The sequence below is a fragment of the Planctomycetota bacterium genome, from assembly GCA_033763975.1.
Classification (GTDB): Bacteria; Planctomycetota; Phycisphaerae; order Phycisphaerales; family UBA1924; genus RI-211.
The window spans coordinates 13,577-28,879 of sequence record JANRJM010000011.1 but is presented as its reverse complement, the minus strand read 5'-3'; the positions used below and the strand labels follow the sequence as shown (position 1 = coordinate 28,879).

Here is a 15,303-nt window from a genome sequence, read left to right as displayed (position 1 = left end):
TGGTGCCGCCATGCCCGACGACGCCCGCCTCGACGTGCAGAAGACGCTCAAGCTGTTCATCGACGGCAAGTTCCCGCGCAGCGAGAGCGGGCGGACGTGGGGCGTGCACGACACACGCGGCGGGATTCTCGCGCACGCCAGCCTCGCCTCGCGCAAGGACCTGCGCGACGCGGTGGAGGCCGCCCGCCGCGCACAGCCCGGCTGGGCGGCGGCGTCGCCCCTGCTGCGCGGGCAGATCCTGTACCGCGTCGCGGAGATGATGGAATCGCGCCGTCGCGAACTGGAAGACGCGATCCATGCGACCCGCTCGCCCGGGCGAACCGCGACGAAGCGGGCCGCGCGAGCGAACGCGCCGGACCTCGGCCCCGCGGGCGAGGTCTCGCGCGCCATCGACCGCGTCGTGCACTACGCGGGATGGGCCGACAAGTTCTCGCAGGTGCTCGGCTGCCACAACCCCGTCGCCGGCTCGTACTACACGTTCACGGTCGCGGAACCCACGGGCGTGGTCGCGGCGTTCGCCCCGGACCGCCACCCGTTGCTCGCGCTCGTGTCGCTGCTGGCGCCGGCGCTGTGCGCGGGCAACACCTGCGTCGCGGTGCCGAGCATGCGCAACCCGCTGGCGGCGGTCGCGCTCGCCGAGGCCATCGCCACGGGCGACGTCCCGCCGGGCGTGGTGAACATCCTGACCGGCGACGCGAAGGAACTGGCCCCGATCGCCGCGCAGCACCGCGACATCGACGCGATCGTCGCGGGCGATCCCGAGCCCGACCTGGCGCGCACGCTGCGCGCCGGAGTCGCGGAGAATCTCAAGCGCGTGCGGATCATCGAGGGCGTGGACTGGCACGACGACGGCGCGTGCTGCTCGCCCTGGTGGATCGAGCCGCTCGTTGAGTTCAAGACGGTCTGGCAGCCGGCGTCGGCGTAGCGTCCTCGCGCCGGGCGCACTCGAACGCGCGGATCAGCCAGTGCCCCGCCGCGCTCATGAGCGTGATGCCGATGAAACCGACCACGATCGCGATCGCGGCCTTCACGACCCCCGCCGTGCCCGCGAGCGCCGCCATCGCGCGCCCGCCGAAAATCACCAGCCCGCCCATCAGGCACACCAGCAGCACGCCCGCAACCAGCCCCCGCGCGAAGTTCCGACGCGCCTCGGCGCTGCGACGCAGCACGGCGTACACCGCCGCCGCGCCGAACACGCCCGCCAGCGCCACCCGCCCGACGCTCCACGTCGTCGTCGGCGAGGCCGGCGTTCCCTGCGACCACACGATGCCCTGCGGCGTGCCGAGGTAACTCAGCACCCCGGCCACGAACAGCACACCCGCGACGCACAGCCAGACCAGCCCCTGGCCGCTGTCGAACCGCCCGCCCGCGGCCACGACGCCAACAACCCCCGCGAGTGCGACCACCACCTCGAACCCGAACATGACCCACACGGCGTTGGGCGCGATCACCAGCGATGCCAGCGCCATGCCCACGGCGCTCAGCGCGACGACCCCGGACAGCACGCGCAGCCCCAGGCGCAGCCAGGCGGGCAACGGCGGGGCGAAAGTCTCGCGCGTCTGGGTGGTCATGCGGGTGCTCGTCGGGGTCTGCGGGGCGGGATCGTCGGACGCCGGTCTCGGTGGGGTCTTCGGGTGTCGGGCGGGCCGGCTTCAGCCCGAAAACCACCTCGGCACGTACGACGCTCACCCGCGCGAAGTGCGGCCTCGGATGGTATCGGCCGACTATCGGACGTTTCGAGGCACCGGGCGTGCGATGTTCGGCCTGCGCCGAGGCGGGCTGAAGGGGGCACCGGGCGTGGTCCGATCTACTAGAGACGCCATGATCGACGCGGAAGTCCAATCCCGACTGGAGGCTGCGCGGGCGATGTACGCCCGCGTGATGTGCGCATGGGCGCAGGACCTGCTCGAGTTGCGGCGCACCGGGCGCGACATCCCCCGCCGGGCCTCGGCACGCCGCGTGCTGGCGTTCCCGAGTCGCGGCACGCCGGTCGCGTCCGAGATGGCGGAGGCGGACACGTCGCTGCTGCGCTGGCGGCCGCAGCGGCGCGCCGCGTAGATCGCGCCGGGTTCAAGGAGGATGTCATGGGCGGGATCACCAGCGGGGTGGGCATCTTCAGCGGGATCGACTCGCAGTCGATCATCAGCCAGTTGTTGGCGATCGAGGCCCGCCCGCGCGACCAGGCGCAGGCGCGCATCGTGCAGCTCCAGCTCCAGAACTCCGCGTACCTCGACATCAACTCGCGCCTGAGCGCACTCCGCACCGCCGCGAAGGCGTTCCGCGACAACAAGACCTTCCAGACGCGCAGCGCGACGTCCTCGAACCCCGACGTGCTCCGCGCCACCGCCTCGACCGACGCGGCCCCGGGCGTGTACCAGTTCATCGTCGATCGGCTCGTGTCGACGCAGCAGCTCCTGAGCCGCGGCTTCGCGAATCGCGATGTCTCGGCCGTGGGCCTCACGCAGGTGACGCTGGAATCCACCCAGGCGCGACTGGATCGCGACGTGGAACTCAGCGACCTCAACAGCGGCGCGGGCGTCTCGCGCGGCAGGATCTCCATCACCGACTCGGCCGGCGGGACGGCCGTGGTCGACCTGTCGCGCACCACCACGGTGGGCGAGGTGCTCGCCGCGATCAACCAGAACGGCACGGCGCGGGTCTCGGCCCGGGTCCAGGACGGGCGCCTGGTCGTGGACGACACCGCCGGCGGGCCCGGCACCATGTCCATCGCGAACACCGCCGGCTACACCACCGCCAGCAGCCTGGGCATCGCCGGCTCGGCGACGGGCGGGCGGATCACCGGCTCGTCCGTCTACTCGCTGCACGGGGGCACGCTGCTGAGCACCCTCAACGACGGGCGGGGCGTGTCGATCGACAGCGTTGCCGGCACGGGCGCGTTCAACTTCAAGATCGTGATCGACAACGGCGGGGGCACGCCCACCGAGGTGCTCGTCAACATCGGCGACGTCTACGAGGACGTCGTCCCCTCGGGCGGGGGCGATCCGGTGCTCACCCGCACGCAGGGCGCGGTCACCACCGTGCAGGGCGTGATCGACCGCGTCACCCAGGCCCTCGCCGACAGCAACGTCACGGACGTCTCGATCAGCGTCGACGCGACCAACGGGCGGCTGCGCCTCGTCGATTCGACCGGCACACGCACGCTGAGCGTGGTCGAGAACGGCGACACCACCGCTACCGACCTGGGGTTCATCGGCGCCACCCCCGGCGCCACGCTGAACGGCAAGCGCGTGCTCGCCACGCTCAACTCCACCCTGGGACGCGGGCTGAACGGCGGGGCGGGCATCGCCGGCGACGGCGCGCTGAACTTCACGCTGCGCAACGGGGCGACCTTCTCCGTCACCATCGACCGCGAGGCCTCGCTCGACGACATCTTCCGCCAGATCGAGCAGGCGTCCGACGCCGGCTCGGGCGCGCGCGTCGACGTCTCGCTGGACGAACGCGGCACGGGCATCGTCGTCACCGACCTCACCGGCGCGTCGGCCTCGAACCTCATCATCACGGGCACGTCCGGGAGCGACACCGCCGCCTCGCTGGGCATCTCGACCGGGCCCTCGGGCGTCGCGTCGAGCACGGAGTCGTCGGGCAACCTGCAGCGCCAGTACATGAGCCGCGCCACGCTGCTCTCCTCGCTCAACGCGGGGCGGGGCATCGGCACGGGCACGTTCCGCCTGGTGGATTCGGACGGCGAGTCGCAGGTGGTGACGATCTCCGACTCGATCAAGACCGTGGGCGACTTCATCGACCAGATCAACTCGCGCGGGCTGCGGGTGCGGGCCGAGATCAACAGCAACGGCGACGGGATCCGCATCGTGGAGGACCTCACCACCGACCCCGTCCCCGGCGCCACCAAGATCTCCATCAGCGACCAGTCCGGCAGCGTGGCGCGGAGCCTCAACCTCGCGGGCACGGCGTCGGGCACGGGCGGGGCGAACGCCCTCAACGGCACGTTCGAGCGCGTCGTGTCGTTCTCCGCCGCCGACACCCTCGACCAGGTCGTGACGAAGCTCAACCAGGCGAACGCGGGCGTGACGGCGGCGATCGTGCGCGACGGATCGTCGTCCGCGCCGTTCCGCCTGAGCCTGACGAGCGGGAACGCCGGCACCGCGGGGCGGTTCATCATCGACTCGGGCTCGGTCGACCTCGGGCTCGCGACGCTCGACGCCGGGAGCGATTCGCGCGTGTTCTACGGCTCGACGGACGCGGCGCGGGGCGTCGCGATCGTGGGCTCGTCGAACACGGTGGACTCGATCGTGCCGGGCGTGCGGATCGATCTGACCGGCGCGAGCAACTCGCCGGTGACGCTCAACGTGCAGACCGACACGAACGCGATCGAGAAGGCCGTCGAGCTGTTCGTGTCGAGCTTCAACACAGCGATCCAGCGCATCGACACGCAGAGCCGCTACGACAAGGCGACCGAGCGGGGCGGGCCCCTGCTGGGCGACGGCACGGTCCGCGAGCTGCGTGCCGCCCTGTTCCGCGCCGTCTCGTCGCCCGGGGTGGGGACGAGCGGGCGGTTCAACACGCTGCTCGAGGTCGGCATCTCGGTGGGCGACGGCGGGACGCTCGAACTGGACACCGATCGTCTGCGCGAGGCCCTGCAGGAGGACCCCGCGAGCGTCGAATCGCTCTTCGTCACGCGCACGCAGTCCGACGACGCGCAGCTCGACGTCTTCGGCGACGGCTCGGTGCTCGTGCGCAACCCCAACGCCGGCTCGACCTTCTCCGCGCTGGGCGTCATGGGCCAGTTCGAGCAGCTCGTCGACCGCTACGTGGACTCGACCAGCGGCGTGCTGACCGGGCGCACCCAGGGCATCGGCAACCAGATCTCCCTGCAGAACGCCCGCATCGAGTCGTACAACGCACGCCTCGAGCAGCGACGCAACATCCTCGAACGACAGTTCCTCGCCATGGAGAAGGCGATCGGCTCGCTCCAGTCGCAGCAGGCGGCCCTCGGTTCCATCGGCGGGGTGACGCGCGCCGGGTAGTCGCCGCACGATCCGACGAGATCCGCCCCCGACGCGTTCAAGACGACGCCCCCGCACTCCGATCGAATGAACACCATGACCACGTCGCCCCAGGCCGCCGCGCACGCCAACGCCTACCTCCGCACCCGCGTGCTCACCGCCTCGCCCGAGGAGCTCCGCCTCATGCTGCTCGAGGGCGCGGTGAAGTTCGCGACGCAGGGGCGCGACGGGCTGGCGCGCGCGCGCCACGAGGCGGCGTTCCAGGGCTTCTCGCAGGCGCGCGACATCGTCTTCGAACTCATGACGACCATCCGCGAGGACATCGACCCCGAGCTCGCCCGCAACGCCAAGGCCCTCTACGCCTTCATCTACCGAACGCTCGTCGAGGGCGCGCACGAGAAGGACCTCGCGAAGATCGACAAGGTCATCGAGCTGCTCGAGTTCGAGCGCGAGACCTGGGTTCTGCTCATGCGCCGCCTCGCCGAGGAGCGCGGCGCCGCCCCGCGCCCGGCGCCCGCGGCGTTCAGCGCGCAGGCGTAGCCCGGGCGCACAGCTCCGCCGCGAGCTTCTCGAACACGAACGTCTGGTTCACGTTGGAATCGATCTCGCGCTCCGCCTCGCGGAGCGCCTCGACGCGGCGCCACGCGCCCGCCGACGCCCCCCGGCGAAGCCGCCCCCGCAGGTGCGACGCCACCACGCGGAACACCCAGTCGGCGCCGGCCTTGTTCGCGCCTTCCTTGCTCGCGTACGGGTTGGCCTTCACCCACGCCTCGGCCCACTCGTCGGCCAGGTCGGCCATCGTTGATCCGAGCTCCACGCGGTACGACGCGCCGTCGGACGCCGCCAGCAGCGGGGCGAGGCGCTGCTGCCACGCCCAGAGCCCGTGGCGCACCGCGCCGTGCAGCACGCCGGGCGAGCCGTCGGCGAACTCCAGCAGCCACGGGGTTGCCGCGGGGTCCAGCTCCAGCCCGCTCGCGCGCACGCAGCGCTGCATGTCGGCCTGCGAGAGCGGGGGAAAGAACACCCGCTGGCAGCGCGAGCGGATCGTGGGCAACAGGCGCTCCTCGCTGTCGGTCACGAGGATCACCAGCGTCCGGGGCGGGGGCTCTTCGAGGAACTTGAGCACGGCGTTCTGCGACGCGCCGGCCAGCATCTCGGCCTCGTCGACGATGAACACCTTGGCAACCGGCGCGGATGTGCGCACCGTCGCGTTCAGCGCGGCCGGCTCCAGCATGAACGACCGCACCACGTCCAGCGGGATGTTCGTCTGCTTGCGCTCGCGGACCTTCGCGTCGTCGTGGAACCGGGCCAGTTCCTTGCGGATGACGTGCAGGTCCGGGTGCGCGCCCGCGCGCAGCAGGCGCTGCGTGTGGCTCTCGGGGTCGGGCGCGAGGCCCCCCGTCAGCGTCGGGGCGCTGGTGGGGTCCAGCACCACCGCCGCAAAGGCGAGCGCGGTGGTGAACTTCCCCACGCCCGTGGGCCCGTGGAAGACCCACGCGTGGTGGACGCGCTCCGCCCGCATCGCGTCGAGCAGGATGCCGATTGCGCGGTCCTGCCCCACCACGCCCGTCAGCGGGATCGGCGCGGGCACGGGGTGCTCGGGAGGCGGGGGCGCCTCGATCGCCCCGACCGCGGACTTTGCCGGACGCTTCGCCACGGCCCCAGCGTACGGCCCCCGCCCCACGCCCGGCGGCTACTCGTCGAACTGCCCGTAGTCGTCCACGCGCTTGCGCTGCTCGCGGATGTGCAACCGCAGGCTGTCGATCTCCAGGCGCACCTTCTGCAGGGCGGCCTCGGCGTGCTCGCCCGCCTCGTCGCGCCGGCGCAGGTCGCTCTCCATGAGCTTGAGCTGCACCTCCAGCGCCTGCACCTCCAGCCCCATCTTGCGGTACGCCAGGTCGTTCAGCCGCCGGTGCTGCTCGAACGCGATCGACTCGCGCTGCGCGTGCACCTCGCGCGACACCCCGCCTCCAGCGCCCGCCGCGTTCGCCGATGCCTCCAGCGCACGGCGCGCCTCGACGAGGGCCTGCTCGGCCTGCCGCCGCCGGTTGGCTTCGCGGCGCAGCAGCGCGACGAACGGGCCCGCCACGGCGACCGCCCCGAGAACCACCAGCGCGATGATGTCCGCCGCCCCCGACAGCAGGTTCTCGCTCGGCTGCGCCGCGATGACGTTGAACACCCGTCCTCCCCACGGCGCTCCGCACGAGCACCGCCACCCCGCCCGGACACCCCGCGGCACGTTCAGACGTTGCGCAGCTTGTTCAGCCCGTTGAGCGCCGCCACCTTGTAGCACTCCGCGAGCGTCGGCCAGTTGAAGACCGCGTTCACGAAGTAGTCGACCGTCGCGCCGAACGCCATCGCCGCCTGGCCGATGTGGATCAGCTCGGTCGCGCCCGTCCCCAGCGCGTGCACGCCCAGGATCGTGCGGCTTTCCTGGTGGATCAGCATCTTCAGCATGCCGATCTCGTCGCCCAGCAACTGCCCGCGCGCGATCTCCTTGTACTGCGCCACCCCCGCCTCGTACGGGATGCCCTCCTTGGTCAGGGCCTCCTCCGTCCACCCCACCATGCTCATCTCCGGGATCGAGTAGATCCCGTACGGGAGCAGGTTGCCGTAGCTCTCGCACTTCTCCCCGAACATCCCGCACGCCGCCATCCGCCCCTGCTCCATGCTCGTGCTCGCGAGCGCCGGGAAACCGATGACGTCGCCCGCGGCGTAGATGTGCGGGACGACCGTCTGGTACTGGGCGTTCACCTTGATCCGCCCGCGATCGTCGGGCGCGAGCCCCGCGGCCTCGAGCCCGAGCGACGCCGTCGCCCCCTGACGCCCGATGGCGTACAGCAGGCAGTCGGCGCGCAGGGTCTTCCCGCTCTCGAGCGTGGCCTCGGCCATGACGTTGTTCGTGCTGCGCGCGCCCGGCGGGGGTTCGACCTTGCGGATGCTGACGACCTTCTCGCCCATGCGCAGCGTGACGCCCGCCTGGCGGAGGTGGTACTGGAGCGCCTCGGCGATCTCGGCGTCGACGAAGTCCAGCAGGCGCGTGCGACCCTCCACCAGCGTCACCTTGACGCCCAATGCCGCGAGCATCGAGGCGTACTCGGTGCCGATGACCCCGCCCCCCACCACGATCATGGACTGGGGGAGTTCGGCGAGGCGCAGCAGGTCGTCGCTCGTGATGATGTCGGAGGCGTCGAAGTCGATCGTGCCGGGGCGGGCGGGGCTGGTGCCGACGGCGATGCACACGTGCGCAGCCTGCACCACCTCCTGCGAGTGCTCGCTGACGACCTCGATGGTCGAGGCATCGCGGAACCGGGCGCTGCCGTTGAGGAGGTCGATCCCGTTGCTGCGGAAGTGCCCGCGCACCAGCGCGATCTCGTTCTTGATGATCGCCTCGCACGCGGTGAACAGGTCGCGCAGGCTCACCTTGCCGCGTGCGGACATGAAGTCGCCGAAGCGGGGCATGAAGGGGCTCTTGCCCGTCGCCGCGAGGATCGCCTCGCGCAGCGCCTTGCTGGGGATGGTGCCAGTGTTGATCGCCGCCCCGCCGACGACCTCGCTGCGCTCGACCACGCACACCCGCTTGCCCAGCTTGGACGCCTGGATGGCGCACTTCTGCCCCGCCGGGCCCGATCCGATCACCACCAGGTCGTAGGAACGCATCGGGGCACAGCATACCCGACCGGCGCTCGGGCGGAGCGCTGGTGCGCCGGGGCGAGGCGCGTTCTGCCCGCCCGGCGTGAAACTACAATCCGCCCCCTATGGGCACCCACTGGACCGTCGATCGCGTGCGCGCCGCCTTCATCGACTACTTCGTCTCGAAGCGGTCGCACGTCTTCGTGCCCTCGTCGCCGTGCGTCCCGCTCGACGACCCGACGCTGCTCTTCACGAACGCGGGGATGAACCAGTTCAAGCCGATCTTTCTCGGGCAGGCCGACCCGAACTCCGACCTGGGGCGCCTGCGACGGGCCGCCAACAGCCAGAAGTGCATCCGCGCGGGCGGCAAGCACAACGACCTCGACGACGTGGGCAAGGACACCTACCACCACACGTTCTTCGAGATGCTCGGCAACTGGTCGTTCGGCGAGTACTTCAAGCAGGAGGCCGTCGACTGGTCGTGGGAACTGCTCACGAAGGTCTACGCCCTCTCGCCCGACCGCCTCTACGCCACGTACTTCGAGGGCAACCCCAGGGCAGGCCTGGAGCCCGACCACGAGACCCGCGCGCTGTGGCTCAAGTACCTGCCCCCCGAGCGCGTCCTCCCGGGCAACATGAAGGACAACTTCTGGGAGATGGGCGAGACCGGGCCGTGCGGCCCGTGCACCGAGATCCACTACGACCGCATCGGCCCGCAGGAGCGCGGGCGCTTCGTCCCCGAGCTCGTCAACGCCGGCGACCCCGATCTCATCGAGATCTGGAACAACGTGTTCATCCAGTTCAACCGCGAAGACGCCGGCACGCTCAAGCCCCTGCCCGCGCGCCACGTCGACACCGGCATGGGGCTCGAACGCCTCACCTCGATCCTCCAGAACAAGCGCAGCAACTACGACACCGACGTGTTCATGCCCATCTTCGCGCGCATCGAGCAGCTCACCAACCCGCCCCACGGCTACACGGGCCGCCTCGGCGCCGCCGACACCGGCAACGTCGACACGGCCTACCGCGTCATCGCCGACCACATCCGCACGCTCACGTTCGCCATCACCGACGGCGCGCTGCCCAGCAACGTCGGGCGGGGGTACGTGCTGCGCCGCATCCTGCGCCGGGCCGTCCGCTTCGGGCGCCAGGTCCTGGGCGCCCGCACGGGGTTCTTCGCGCAGCTCGTCCCCACCGTCGTCGAGCGCTTCGGGCACGCGTTCCCCGAACTGAACAAGGACCCCGCCCGCGTCGCGGCGGTCATCCACGAGGAAGAAGAGAGCTTCGGCAAGACGCTGGACCGCGGGATCAAGCTCTTCGAAGAAGTCGCGGCCCGCAGCCCGATCTCGGGCGACGACGCCTTCAAGCTGTACGACACCTACGGGTTCCCGATCGACTTGACCGTGCAGATGGCCGAGGAGCGCGGGCTGAAGGTCGACGTCGCCGGGTTCGAGGCGGCGATGGAGGCCGCCAAGGAGCGTTCTCGCGCGGTCGATGCGAAGGACGAGGCGAAGGCGCTGACGCTCCCGGGCGATGCGGTGGCGCGCCTGAAGCACCTGCACATCGACGCGACGGACGATCATCACAAGTTCCAGGCGCGAGATCTGGTGGCGCACGTGCGTGCGATCTGGACGGGCGAGCACTTCGACGAGCACGCGCGGGTCACGCTGTCGCAGCGGTCACGCACGATCGGCATCGTGACCGACCGCACACCGTTCTACGCGACGATGGGCGGGCAGGAGTGCGACGCGGGGCGGATCGTCGTGGTGTCCGAGAGCCGCGCCCACGCGCACGACCGGCACGAGGGGGGCGAGTTCGTCGTCGAATCGGTGCAGGCGTTCGGCGGGTACGTGCTGCACATCGGGCGCGTGACGCACGGGGAGATCCGGGTGGGCGACAGCGTGTCGATGCAGATCGACAAGCTGCGTCGGGCGCGCATCGCGGGCAACCACACGGGCACGCACCTGGCGAACTTCGCGCTCCGCGCGGTGCTGGGCGACGGGGTGGACCAGAAGGGCTCGCTCGTCGCCCCCGACCGGTTCCGGTTCGATTTCAGCCACGCGCAGCCGGTCTCGCCCGACGAGCTGCGGCGTATCGAGGAGATCGTCGGCACCGCCATCCGCCAGGACCTGACGGTGTACGCCGAGCCGGCGCCGCTGGCGGCGGCCCGCGAGATCAGCGGGCTGCGCGCGGTCTTCGGCGAGACATACCCCGACCCCGTGCGCGTGGTCTCGATCGGGCAGCCCGTGTCGGACCTGGTGGCGGGCCCGGCCAACCCGGCGTGGCGCGAGCTGTCGGTCGAGTTCTGCGGCGGGACGCACGTCGAGCGGACGGCGCTGCTGGCGTCGTTCGCGGTGGTGGGCGAGGAGGCCGTCGCGAAGGGCATCCGGCGCATCGTGGCCCTGACGGGCGAGCCGGCGGAAGCCGCCCAGGCCGCGGGCATCGCGCTCGAACGGCGCGTCGCGGAGGCGGCGGGCGCGCGCGACATCGACCTTCCGAATCTCGTGCAGGGGCTGCTGGCGGACCTGGACGCCGCGGTCTGCTCGTCGTGGCGCAAGGCGCAGGTCCGCGCGGGGATCGCGTCGCTGCAGGAGCGTGTGAAGGCGGCGGAGAAGGCGATGGGCGCCGCGATGCGCGACGAGGCCGTCCGACTGGCGCGCAGCATCGCGCAGAGCGCCCAGGCCGCCAACGACCAGGTGATCGTCACGACGCTGGCGATCGGCGACGACCGGGCGGCGTTGCAGGCCGCCGTCAAGACGGTGCGCGACATCTGCACGAAGTCCGCGGTGATGCTGGTGTGCGTGGACGAGGGGGCCGGCAAGGTGGGCGTGTGCGCGATGGTCCCCGACTGGCTCGTGCAGAAGGGCCTGCGCGCGGGCGACTGGGTCCGCGACACCTGCGCGCTGCTGGGCGGGAAGGGCGGGGGCAAGCCCGACAGCGCCCAGGGCGGCGGCACGGACATCGCGAAGGTGAGCGACGCGATCAAGGCCGCCCGCGTGAGCGCACTGACCATCGCCATGAAGTAGCCCGCCATGAGCGCCCCCCCAAGGCCCATCGACAAGGCCCCGGACCAACCCGCGCCCGCGGGCTCGGCGGCGCCGCCGGGAGGCGTGCGCGGCACGGGCCCGGGCGCAGTTCCCGACGCCCCGATCGGGCGCCTGCCCCTGTTGGTTGGTGCGGTCGCGTGCGCGTGCCTCCTCGCGATGCCGCTGGGGTTCTTCGCCGCGGGCATCGTGGGCGAAAAGTCCGGCGGCACCAGCCCGTCCCACTCGGCGATGCTCGGGGCGTTCGCGGCGTGCGCGGGGGCGGTCGTCGGGCTTTTCGTGCTCGCGCCCCGGGCGATGCGCGGCCCGTCGCGGCTGGGCGTGGCCATCGTCGTGGCGTCCATGGTGCGACTGGGCGTGGCGGGCCTTCTCGGCTACACGCTCTGGATCAACCTCCGCCCGGAGCGCACGCCCTTCGTCGTGGCGCTGATCGCCGCGGTGTTCCTCATCACCGCGGCCGAGGCGACCTGGGCGGTGCTGGCCCTGCGCCGGCACGGGTCGGGTATACCCCCGAACAATGCCCCGTGAGCGACTCCCCCCCGCCGGACGTTCCGCCCCCCGACTTTTCCCCGCCCGACCCCGGGCCGTGGAGCGGCGGGCACGACCACACTCCCGGTGAGGACGCCCGCCACGACGTCGCGTTCATTCCCCCAACGCCCGAGCCCCCGCCGATCCCGTCGGTGCTGCTGCACCCGGTGCGAGCCCCCGCCGAGACGGGCGCATCACGCCGCACCTCGCTCAGCGAGATGGGCAAGGCCTGGGGCGTGGCGATGGAGTTCATGTTCACCATCGCGGGCGGGCTGCTCATCGGCGTCGCAGCCGATCTCTACTTCAAGTCGACGCCCACGGGCGCACTCATCGGGCTGGGGCTGGGCTTCGCGTACGCGCTCTGGCGGATCCTGCGTCGCACCCTGCTCGAGGAGCGTGCCCGCGAGCGGGCGAGGGGTGGCGAGCGCGCCGGGAGCCCGGGACCGGGGCAGCGCCCGGGGGACGGCCCGCGGGGCGCGCGCAAACCGTGACCAACCTCGCCGGACGGGGACGCGAGCGCTACCCTTGATCCCCTCGCGCCGGGCAGGGCGCGGGGCCAGACCATGCGTGACCCGTCTTCCGCCATCCCGCGCGTCCGATACGCCCTCGCGATGACCATCGCGACGGGTGTCGCGCTGGGGTTGGCGTGGATGCTGGCGCCCGCGGGCGAGAACACCGGCGGGGCGAAGCAGGCCGCGGTCCTGGTCTTGCTGGTGTCGTCGGTGTTCACCTTCGCGCCGGCGCTGCTGCACGTGTCCGCCGAGCGGTGGGGCCTGGTGGTGGCGGGGTCGTCGATGGCCCGGATGCTGGCGCTGCTGTCGGCGGGCGGGCTGGCGAGCCGCGTGGTCGAGGACCTGCCCCGTCAGCCGTTCGCGATCGCGCTGCTGGCCGGGGCGGGCGTCGTGCTGGTGGCGGAAACGGCGATGGCGATCGTGATTCTGCGCGGACGCTCCGGCGGCGTCGCGCTCGTACCGACAGACCCACTCGCGCGGGGCCTGCGGCCCGCGTCGGAGCGCGGCGGGGCCGGCCCCCACGCCGCATGACTTTCGGAGCACCCATGCACCAGTTGTTCACTCTCGCCGCCGACGACCCCGCCCAGCACGTGTACAACCACCCGTTCCTCAAGACGGACCACGGGCTGTGGCTGTGGTCCGGCAATCAGGGGAACCTGGTGCTGGGGGGCGTGCTGCTGGTGCTGGGCATGCTGTGGGTCGCCGGGCGGATCCGCACGGGCCCGGACACGATGGGCGCGGACCGGTACCTCACGCGGGGTCGGTTCCCGCAGATGATCGAGGTGATCTGCCTGTACCTGCGCGAGGAGGTCGTCCGCCCGCTGCTGCACGATCGCACGAACAAGGTGACGCCGTTCCTCTGGACGATCTTTTTCTTCATCCTGATCAACAACCTGCTGGGGCTGGTCCCGCTGATGGACATCGTGCACATCGCGATCCCGGACCTGAAGGCGGACCACGAGACGTTCATCGGCGGGACGGCGACGCAGAACATCTGGGTGACCGGAGCGCTCGCCGTCATCGCGGGCATCTTCTTCAACATCGCGGCGATCCAGCGGCTGGGGATCGGCGGGTACTTCGCGCACATGACGGCGGGCTCGCCCTGGTTCGTGGCGTGGCTGATCTTCCTGCTGGAGTTCGCGGGGCAGGTGCTGATCAAGCCGGTGGCGCTGGCGCTGCGTCTGTTCGCGAACATGACCGCCGGGCACATCCTGCTGGCGACGCTGTTCGGGTTCGTGGGGCAGGTGTGGGGCAAGAGCCTGCTGATCCAGGCGCCGGTGACGCTGATCAGCGTCGTCGGGGCGATCGCGATCATGTTCCTGGAGCTGTTCGTCGCGTTCCTGCAGGCGTTCATCTTCATGTTCCTCACGACGGTGTTCATCTCTCTCATGGATCACTCGGACGAGCATGGGCACGAACACGAGCACGCCCATGCCCCCGGCCACGAGCACGCGCACGCGTGAATAACGGGCCATGTTCGGCGGCGGCGGACCCCGCCCCGACGCTTTCCTCGCTCGTGCGGGTTGTTGGTGTGAAAGGAATGTTGCGATGAAGAAGATCTCTGCTCTGTTCGCCGGCGCCGCGGTGCTGGCCTTCCCGGCGATCGCGGCGGCGGCGGCCGCCGCCCCCCAGGCCGCCGAGGACGTCGGCACGCCCATGGGCAAGGGCCTGGCGGCGCTGGGCGCGGGCCTGGCGGTGGTGGGCGGCGGGCTGGGCATCGGCCTGGTCGGCAAGGCCGCCGTCGAGTCGATCGCCCGCCAGCCCGAGGCGGCCGGCAAGGTGCAGATCAACATGATCCTGGCGGCGGCGCTGATCGAAGGCGCGACGCTGTTCGCGGTGGCCGTGGGCTTCCTGGCCTAAGGCTCCGTCATCCAGACGTACGCCCCGCCGCCCTCACCGGCGTCGGGGCGATTGTTCGAGATCCACCCGAAGGGGCCTGGAGCCCCGCCACCCGTTCGCGGAGTTGCCGCATGAAGATCCCCGTGTCGTTCGCGATGCTCGCTGTGCTGGCCCCGGTCGCGTTCGGAGCCGACGATGCCCATCACGCGCCGCTGCAGGCCGTCCCCTCGCCCAACCAGGGGCTGGTGACGGCGATCACCGCGGTGGTGGTGTTCGTGATCGTGGCGGCGGTGCTGCACGTGAAGGTGTGGCCCGTGATCGCCGGGGCGCTCGACGCCCGGTCGAACAAGATCCGCGAAGAGATCGAGGCCGCCGAGATGGCCCGCCAGCAGGCCAAGGACGCGCTGGAGCAGTACCAGCAGTCGCTCGCGCAGGCGCGGGCCGAGGCCCAGAAGATGATCGAGCAGGCGCGCCAGCAGCAGACGGCGCTGGCGGCGTCGCTCAAGGCCCAGGCCGACGCGGAGCTGACGGCGATGCGCGACCGGGCCCGCAAGGACATCGAGGCCGCCAAGCGGGCGGCGGTGGCGGAGGTCTACGCCGAGGCGTCGAACCTCGGCGCGATGATCGCCGGCAAGATCCTGAAGCGCCAGGTGACCCCCGCCGACACCCAGGCGCTGGTCGAAGAATCGGTGACCCAGCTGGCGGCGTCGCGGAACTGACCGCGCGCCCGCGGACGACCCCCTCCCGAGGAAGGACGACGAC

At 71.5% G+C, this 15,303-nt stretch carries 15 protein-coding genes; 11 read left to right on the top strand and 4 right to left on the bottom strand.

Annotated features, from left to right (window positions below; all coding sequences use genetic code 11):
* Positions 1-10 precede the first annotated feature (10 nt).
* Positions 11-925 (top strand): aldehyde dehydrogenase family protein, encoded by a 915-nt coding sequence (locus SFY69_06425; protein MDX2131668.1) that lies wholly within the window; start codon positions 11-13, stop codon positions 923-925.
* Here SFY69_06425 and SFY69_06420 read toward each other — a convergent pair.
* A complete protein-coding gene (locus SFY69_06420; protein MDX2131667.1) occupies positions 894-1,571 on the bottom strand; it encodes a hypothetical protein in 678 nt (225 codons plus the stop codon). The genes SFY69_06425 and SFY69_06420 overlap by 32 nt on opposite strands.
* A gap of 250 nt (positions 1,572-1,821) precedes the next feature.
* On the opposite strand from SFY69_06420, the gene SFY69_06415 reads away from it, so the two are divergent.
* From SFY69_06415 to fliS, 3 genes are all read left to right on the top strand, one after another.
* A complete protein-coding gene (locus SFY69_06415) occupies positions 1,822-2,058 on the top strand; it encodes a hypothetical protein (protein ID MDX2131666.1) in 237 nt (78 codons plus the stop codon).
* Between the two features lie 26 nt (positions 2,059-2,084).
* Positions 2,085-5,006, top strand: a complete 2,922-nt coding sequence (gene fliD / locus SFY69_06410) for a flagellar filament capping protein FliD (protein MDX2131665.1) — start codon at positions 2,085-2,087, stop codon at positions 5,004-5,006.
* Between the two features lie 75 nt (positions 5,007-5,081).
* The gene (fliS, locus tag SFY69_06405; GenBank protein MDX2131664.1) at positions 5,082-5,525 is read left to right on the top strand and encodes a flagellar export chaperone FliS; all 444 of its coding nucleotides are present in this window, start codon (positions 5,082-5,084) and stop codon (positions 5,523-5,525) included.
* Here fliS and SFY69_06400 read toward each other — a convergent pair.
* The 3 genes from SFY69_06400 to sthA form a co-directional block, all read right to left on the bottom strand.
* The gene (locus SFY69_06400; protein ID MDX2131663.1) at positions 5,509-6,642 is read right to left on the bottom strand and encodes an AAA family ATPase; all 1,134 of its coding nucleotides are present in this window, start codon (positions 6,640-6,642) and stop codon (positions 5,509-5,511) included. The two genes, fliS and SFY69_06400, sit on opposite strands and share 17 nt — an antisense overlap.
* Before the next feature lie 36 nt (positions 6,643-6,678).
* Complete coding sequence (locus tag SFY69_06395) at positions 6,679-7,164, bottom strand: hypothetical protein (protein ID MDX2131662.1); 486 nt, start codon at positions 7,162-7,164, stop codon at positions 6,679-6,681.
* Positions 7,165-7,226: 62 nt separating this feature from the next.
* Positions 7,227-8,645 carry a Si-specific NAD(P)(+) transhydrogenase gene (gene sthA, locus SFY69_06390; GenBank protein ID MDX2131661.1) on the bottom strand — a complete coding sequence of 473 codons (1,419 nt, stop codon included), beginning with the start codon at positions 8,643-8,645 and terminating at the stop codon, positions 7,227-7,229.
* Positions 8,646-8,743: 98 nt separating this feature from the next.
* On the opposite strand from sthA, the gene alaS reads away from it, so the two are divergent.
* The 7 genes from alaS (at position 8,744) to atpF (ending at position 15,260) form a co-directional block, all read left to right on the top strand.
* On the top strand, positions 8,744-11,644 hold the full coding sequence (gene alaS, locus SFY69_06385; protein MDX2131660.1) for an alanine--tRNA ligase: 2,901 nt from the start codon (positions 8,744-8,746) through the stop codon (positions 11,642-11,644).
* Positions 11,645-11,650: 6 nt separating this feature from the next.
* On the top strand, positions 11,651-12,190 hold the full coding sequence (locus SFY69_06380) for a hypothetical protein (GenBank protein ID MDX2131659.1): 540 nt from the start codon (positions 11,651-11,653) through the stop codon (positions 12,188-12,190).
* The gene (locus tag SFY69_06375; protein ID MDX2131658.1) at positions 12,187-12,681 is read left to right on the top strand and encodes an AtpZ/AtpI family protein; all 495 of its coding nucleotides are present in this window, start codon (positions 12,187-12,189) and stop codon (positions 12,679-12,681) included. Before SFY69_06380 ends, SFY69_06375 begins: the two co-directional genes overlap by 4 nt.
* A gap of 120 nt (positions 12,682-12,801) precedes the next feature.
* Positions 12,802-13,233, top strand: coding sequence for a hypothetical protein (locus tag SFY69_06370; GenBank protein ID MDX2131657.1), 432 nt, complete (start codon positions 12,802-12,804; stop codon positions 13,231-13,233).
* Between the two features lie 14 nt (positions 13,234-13,247).
* Positions 13,248-14,165, top strand: coding sequence for a F0F1 ATP synthase subunit A (atpB, locus tag SFY69_06365; protein MDX2131656.1), 918 nt, complete (start codon positions 13,248-13,250; stop codon positions 14,163-14,165).
* Positions 14,166-14,358: 193 nt separating this feature from the next.
* Complete coding sequence (locus SFY69_06360; GenBank protein ID MDX2131655.1) at positions 14,359-14,562, top strand: ATP synthase F0 subunit C; 204 nt, start codon at positions 14,359-14,361, stop codon at positions 14,560-14,562.
* Positions 14,563-14,672: 110 nt separating this feature from the next.
* Positions 14,673-15,260, top strand: a complete 588-nt coding sequence (gene atpF / locus SFY69_06355; protein ID MDX2131654.1) for a F0F1 ATP synthase subunit B — start codon at positions 14,673-14,675, stop codon at positions 15,258-15,260.
* Positions 15,261-15,303 lie beyond the last annotated feature (43 nt).

Excerpts from the sequence above, each read along its gene's own strand:
- SFY69_06425 (MDX2131668.1), top strand. The coding sequence starts at position 11 with ATGCCCGACGACGCCCGCCTCGACGTGCAGAAGACGCTCAAGCTGTTC.
- SFY69_06420 (MDX2131667.1), bottom strand. The coding sequence starts at position 1,571 with ATGACCACCCAGACGCGCGAGACTTTCGCCCCGCCGTTGCCCGCCTGG.
- SFY69_06415 (MDX2131666.1), top strand. The coding sequence starts at position 1,822 with ATGATCGACGCGGAAGTCCAATCCCGACTGGAGGCTGCGCGGGCGATG.
- fliD (MDX2131665.1), top strand. The coding sequence starts at position 2,085 with ATGGGCGGGATCACCAGCGGGGTGGGCATCTTCAGCGGGATCGACTCG.
- fliS (MDX2131664.1), top strand. The coding sequence starts at position 5,082 with ATGACCACGTCGCCCCAGGCCGCCGCGCACGCCAACGCCTACCTCCGC.
- sthA (MDX2131661.1), bottom strand. The coding sequence starts at position 8,645 with ATGCGTTCCTACGACCTGGTGGTGATCGGATCGGGCCCGGCGGGGCAG.
- alaS (MDX2131660.1), top strand. The coding sequence starts at position 8,744 with ATGGGCACCCACTGGACCGTCGATCGCGTGCGCGCCGCCTTCATCGAC.
- SFY69_06380 (MDX2131659.1), top strand. The coding sequence starts at position 11,651 with ATGAGCGCCCCCCCAAGGCCCATCGACAAGGCCCCGGACCAACCCGCG.
- SFY69_06370 (MDX2131657.1), top strand. The coding sequence starts at position 12,802 with ATGACCATCGCGACGGGTGTCGCGCTGGGGTTGGCGTGGATGCTGGCG.
- atpB (MDX2131656.1), top strand. The coding sequence starts at position 13,248 with ATGCACCAGTTGTTCACTCTCGCCGCCGACGACCCCGCCCAGCACGTG.
- SFY69_06360 (MDX2131655.1), top strand. The coding sequence starts at position 14,359 with ATGGGCAAGGGCCTGGCGGCGCTGGGCGCGGGCCTGGCGGTGGTGGGC.
- atpF (MDX2131654.1), top strand. The coding sequence starts at position 14,673 with ATGAAGATCCCCGTGTCGTTCGCGATGCTCGCTGTGCTGGCCCCGGTC.